Below are 5460 nucleotides of genomic sequence, written 5' to 3' on the forward strand. Positions count from 1 at the left end.
GTGGATCCGGCTGGCCGACACCTCGGTCACGACCTGGGAGTACTACACCCTGCCGCCCCCATCGCCGGACGGTGCTACTGAACGACCGTGATCCGGTCGGCCTTCGGCGGCGCGATCGGCGCCGAGGCCGAGGAGTTCGCCGCCAGGTAGGCGTTGAAGACGTCCAGGTCGGAGGCGCCCACCAGCTTGTTGGTGTGCTCCTTCAGGACGGAGAAGCCGTCACCGCCGCCCGCGAGGAACTCGTTCATCGCGACGCGGTAGGTCTTCGACGGGACGATCGCCTCGCCGTTCAGCTTCACCGAGTCCACGACGATCCGGTCGGCGCCGGTCTTCGTCAGGTCCAGGGTGTACGTGAAGCCCTGCGAGACCTGGAGGATCTTCGGGGAGGCCTCGTTCGGGCCGCTGACCTGCTGCTGGAGCGTGGTGATCAGCTGGGCGCCCGTCAGGTCGACGACGTTCATCATGTTGGTGAACGGCTGGACCGTGAAGGCCTCGCCGTACGTCACCACACCGTCGCCCTCGCTGCCCGACGCCTTGTACACCAGGTCCGAGCGGATACCGCCCGGGTTCATCAGGGCCAGCTGCGCCCCGCCCTTGTCCGCCGGGGCGAGGCCCGCGAGCTGCGCGTCCGCGATGAGGTCGCCGAGCGGCTTCTCCGGGGTGGTGGCGCCACGGCCGTTGATGTCGGCGGAGATGAAGCCCTGCGGCCGGCTCGCGATCGGCGCGGCCAGCTTGTTCCAGCGGGTGATCAGGTCGGTCATGTCCTGCGCCTTGGCCTGGTCACGGCTGACCACGTGGTTCGCCGACTGCACGGACGTCCGCACGATGTCCTGGGTGCGGCGGTCGTAGGTGAGAGTCGTGTCCGTGTAGAGCTTGCCGTACGAGGACGCCGACGTGACCATGCGCGGCTTGCCGGACGGGTCCGGGATCGTGCACACGTACGCCTGGTGGGTGTGGCCGGTGACCAGCGCGTCGACCCGGGGCGTGATGTTCTTGGCGATGTCCGCGATCGGGCCGGAGATACCGTCGCCCGCACCCGGCGAGTCGCAGTCGTAGTTGTACGACGTCGACGTCGGCGAGCCGCCCTCGTGGATGAGCGCGACGATCGACTTCACGCCCTTGCGGTCGAGCTCACGGGCGTACTTGTTGATCGTCTCGACCTCGTCGTGGAACGCCAGGCCCTTGATGCCGTTGGCGCTGACGATGTCCGGCGTGCCTTCCAGCGTCACCCCGATGAAGCCGATCTTGACGCCGTCCTTCTCCCAGACCGTGTACGGCTTGAGAATCGGCTTGCCCGTGGACTCCTTGGTGACGTTGGCCGCCAGGTAGGGGAAGTCCGCGCCCTCGAACTCCTTGCCCTCCTCGTAGCAGCCGTCCGTCGGGTGGCAGCCGCCGTTCTGCAGGCGGGCCAGCTCGACGGCGCCCTCGTCGAACTCGTGGTTGCCCACGCCCGTCACGTCGAGGTCGAGCTTGTTGAGCGCCTCGACCGTCGGCTCGTCGTGGAAGAGACCGGACAGCAGCGGGCTCGCGCCCACCAGGTCACCGGCGGCGGCGGTGACGGAGTACGGGTTGCCCTGGCGCGCCGTGCGCAGCGACGTCGCCAGGTACTCGACGCCGCCGGCCGGGATGGACTTGACCGTGCCGTCGTGCTGGATCTCGGAGACGTTGCCGGCGGAGCCGGCCGGCGGCTCCAGGTTGCCGTGCAGGTCGTTGAAGGAGAGCAGCTGCACATCGACGGTGCGGCCATGGTGCGGCCGGTGGTCGGCGCGCTCGCCGGAGGCGGCGCCGGCCGGCATGGCGGCGATGAGCGCGCCGACGGTCGCGAGACCGGCGGCGGCCGCGAGCACGCGGCGGTTCCGCTTGGCCGCGCGATGGTTGGGAGGTGTCGCTGACATCTGTCCCCTTGTCAGTCCAGCGTGGTGTGAGGGCGGGGGCTGTCTGGCCATGACCCGCCGGACAGCCCCGCGAGCGGCAGCCTAGAGTCAACGCGCGTAGCGCGACAGGGGGATGTGGGTTACGACCTGGTTGCCGTCTTTCGTCAACGGGTGATTACCGCACCATCACCCGCATGACGGACATATCTCCGCACACGTGGCGGTCACTTCGGCCCCCCGGCCTCTCGAGCCGCCGACCGGCGCCCCCTCCGCCGTACCCTCGAAGCATGACGATCGACGCAGTGATTCCGGAGCCCGGCCGGCAGATCCAGTCCCTCGACGAGCTCACCTCCGAGCAGGCGGAGGCCGTGCTGGGCCTGCTCACAGAGGCCGCGCGGAACGACGGGATGCAGGCCGTCTCCGAGCAGGGCCGGCTGCAGCTGCGCGGCGGGCGGCGGGAAGGCGTACGCCACTTCCTGCTCACCGTCGGCGACCAGCTCGTCGGCTACGCCCAGCTGGAGGACACCGACCCCGTCGAGGCACCGGCGGCCGAACTCGTCGTCCACCCCGGCCACCGGGGCCGCGGGCACGGACGGGCGCTGGGCACGACGCTCCTGGACGCCTCCGGCCGGCGGCTGCGGATGTGGGCGCACGGCGGCAAGTCGGCCGCACGGCACCTCGCCCAGGTGCTCGGCCTCACCCTCTTCCGCGAACTGCGCCAGCTCCGCCGCCCGTTGGACCTGCGGGACATCCCCGAACCGGTCTACCCGGCCGGCGTCACCGTGCGGACCTTCCGGCCCGGCGAGGACGACGCCGCGTGGCTCGCCGTGAACGCCGCCGCCTTCGCCCACCACCCGGAGCAGGGCTCCCTGACCCAGCGGGACCTCGACGACCGCAAGGCCGAGCCGTGGTTCGACCCGAAGGGCTTCTTCCTGGCCGAGCGGGGCGGCGAGATCGTCGGCTTCCACTGGACGAAGATCCACGCCGAGGAGCAGCTCGGCGAGGTGTACGTGGTCGGCATCCGCCCCGACGCCCAGGGCGGCGGCCTGGGCAAGGCCCTCACCGCCACCGGCCTGCGGCACCTCGCCGCGCAGGGCATGCCGACCGCGATGCTCTACGTCGACGCCGACAACCCCGCCGCGCTGCGCGTGTACGAGCAGCTCGGCTTCGCCACCCACGAGGTCGACCTGATGTACCGCACGGAGTCATGACAGCGGCTCGGGGGCGGCCTTCCGGGCAGCACTCGGGCGGACAAGGAGCGGTGTCCGTTGACACCGCCCCCTTTCTGCATCACTATTCCACTACTCAACTAGTGAAAGGGTGGTGCACCGACATGGTCGAGTTCCGGATCGACCGGCGCAGCGGAGTCGCCACCTACCTCCAGATCGTCCAGCAGACCAAACAGGCCCTGCGGCTCGGCCTGCTGGAGCCCGGCGACAGGCTGCCGACGGCCCGCGAGGTCGTCGAGGCCACCGCGATCAACCCGAACACCGTGCTCAAGGCCTACCGCGAACTGGAGCGCGAAGGGCTCGTCGAGGCACGCCGGGGCCTCGGCACGTTCATCACCCGCACCCTCGGCGGCCAGGCCGCCGACACCCCGCTGCGGGCCGAACTCGCCGACTGGGTCGACCGGGCGCGCGACGCCGGGCTCGAGCCGGACGACATCACGGCGCTGATCACCTCCGTGCTGGAGGAGCGCACACAGGACGACCACAAGGGGGACGGCGCATGACGGCGACCGCGATCGAGGCGACGGGCCTCGGCCTGGCCTACGGGAAGCGGGGCCGCCGGGCCCTGCACGACTGCTCGTTCCGCATACCGGTCGGCCGCGTCTGCGCCCTCGCCGGACCCAACGGAGCCGGCAAGTCCACGCTGCTCGCCCTCGTGGCGGGTCTGCTCCGGCCGGGCGACGGGGTGCTGCGGGTCCTCGGCGGCACACCCTCCGACGTACGCGCACGCCTCGCCTACGTCGCCCAGGACAAGCCGCTGTACCCGCAGTTGACGGTCCGCGAGACACTGCGGCTGGGGCGGGAGCTCAACCCCGGCCGGTGGGACGCGACCGTCGCGGAACGGATCGTCGAGGAGGGCGGTCTCGACCCCCGCGCCCGGATCCGGGGCCTCTCCGGCGGACAGCGCACCCGCGTCGCCCTCGCCCTCGCGCTCGGCAAACGCCCCGAACTGATGCTGCTGGACGAGCCGATGGCCGACCTCGACCCGCTGGCACGGCACCGGCTGATGGCCGCCCTGATGACGGAGGCCGCCGACCACGGCACCACCATCGTGATCTCCTCGCACATCCTGTCCGAGCTGGAGACCACCTGCGACTACGTGCTCCTCGTCGACGGCGGCCGGGTGCGCCTCGCCGGCGAGACGGAGGACCTGATCGCCGCCCACACCCTGCTCACCGGGCCGGTCGCCGACCTGCCCGACCACACCGTCGTCGAATCACGCACGACGGGCCGTCAGCTGACCGCGCTGGTACGGGGGTCCCGCGCGGTCGGCGGCGGCTGGCAGGCCGCGAGGCCGTCCCTGGAGGAACTGCTCATGGCACATCTGCGCAGCCCCGACGCCCCGGCGCTGCTGACCCCGAGCGCGGAGGTGGCGGCCGCATGAGCGCGCTCACCACGTCCCGCCCACGGCTGCGGGGCATCACCTGGGTCGTCGTCCACCAGCACCGCCGCATCCTGAGCACCGCGGCCGCGCTGCTGGCTGCCGCGGCGGCCGTCACGGCCGGGCTGCGGATCGCGTACGGGACGAGCTCGTACGACGACACCGGCGGCCTCTTCACACGCTTCGCCTACCAGGGCGGGCTCGCCGCCGTCGCCGACTTCCTCACGAACGCCGCCCTGCTGCTGCCGCTGCTCGTCGCCGCCCTCGTGGCGGGACCGGTGATCGGCCGGGAGCTGGAGAGCGGGACGTACAAGCTGGTCTGGTCGCAGTCGCTGCCACCTGTCCGCTGGTTCACCGCGAAGGTCGCCGTGCCCGCGGCGGCCGTCGCCGTCACCACCGTGGGCGTGACCGTCCTCTTCCGGGTCCTGTGGGGTCCGGTGTCCTGGGACCACCGGCTGGGCTGGTATGAGCGGCAGGTGTTCCTCGTCCTCGGGCCGACCCTGCTCGCCTACGGTCTCCTCGCGGTCGCCGTCGGCGCCCTCGCCGGCCTGCTGGTGCGCCGCACCCTGATCGCGATGTCCGTCGCGGGCCTCACGACCGGGACCGTCATGGTGGTCATGGCCGCGCTGTGGGGCCGCCTGTGGCCGTCCGTCACCGTCGAACGGCAGAACACGGACCCCAATGTCCGGGGGTACGACGAATTCATCCTGGACCGGGGCCTGCTGACCTCCACCGGCGAGCGCCTGCCGGACAGCCTGTGCTTCGAGCCCGGTTACGAGGCCTGCGCTGCACGGCACGATGTCACCGGCGTCTATCAGGACCACCACCCCTTCTCGCACCTGTGGCCGCTCCAGCTCGTCGAGACCGGCATCGTCCTCGCACTCGCCGCCGCGGCGGCCTACGCGGCCTTCCGGGTCTTCCGCCGCCGCCACGCCTGACCCGCCCGCCGGGCAGTACGGCCCCCGGGGAGCGACCC

The 5460-nt window shown here is 71.7% G+C and carries 5 protein-coding genes; 4 read left to right on the forward strand and 1 reads right to left on the reverse strand.

The genetic code is table 11. The features are described from left to right. Positions 1-74 precede the first annotated feature (74 nt). Complete coding sequence (locus ACWGH4_RS30360; RefSeq protein WP_453466546.1) at positions 75-1895, reverse strand: bifunctional metallophosphatase/5'-nucleotidase; 1821 nt, start codon at positions 1893-1895, stop codon at positions 75-77. A 266-nt stretch (positions 1896-2161) separates the two neighbouring features. Here ACWGH4_RS30360 and mshD point away from each other — a divergent pair, with 266 nt between their 5' ends. The 4 genes from mshD to ACWGH4_RS30380 all read left to right on the forward strand — a co-directional run bounded on the left by mshD (position 2162) and on the right by ACWGH4_RS30380 (position 5422). Continuing rightward, entirely contained in the window at positions 2162-3085 is a 924-nt protein-coding gene (gene mshD, locus ACWGH4_RS30365; protein ID WP_453466549.1) for a mycothiol synthase, read from the forward strand. Between the two features lie 122 nt (positions 3086-3207). Next, positions 3208-3606 (forward strand): GntR family transcriptional regulator, encoded by a 399-nt coding sequence (locus tag ACWGH4_RS30370; RefSeq protein WP_453466551.1) that lies wholly within the window; start codon positions 3208-3210, stop codon positions 3604-3606. Continuing rightward, positions 3603-4487: an ABC transporter ATP-binding protein gene (locus ACWGH4_RS30375; RefSeq protein ID WP_453466553.1), complete on the forward strand. Its 885-nt coding sequence runs from the start codon at positions 3603-3605 to the stop codon at positions 4485-4487. Before ACWGH4_RS30370 ends, ACWGH4_RS30375 begins: the two co-directional genes overlap by 4 nt. Next, the gene (locus ACWGH4_RS30380; RefSeq protein WP_453466555.1) at positions 4484-5422 is read left to right on the forward strand and encodes an ABC transporter permease; all 939 of its coding nucleotides are present in this window, start codon (positions 4484-4486) and stop codon (positions 5420-5422) included. The genes ACWGH4_RS30375 and ACWGH4_RS30380 overlap by 4 nt, the downstream gene beginning before the upstream one ends. Positions 5423-5460: the final 38 nt, after the last annotated feature.

Source organism: Streptomyces sp. NPDC054847 (assembly GCF_053610925.1).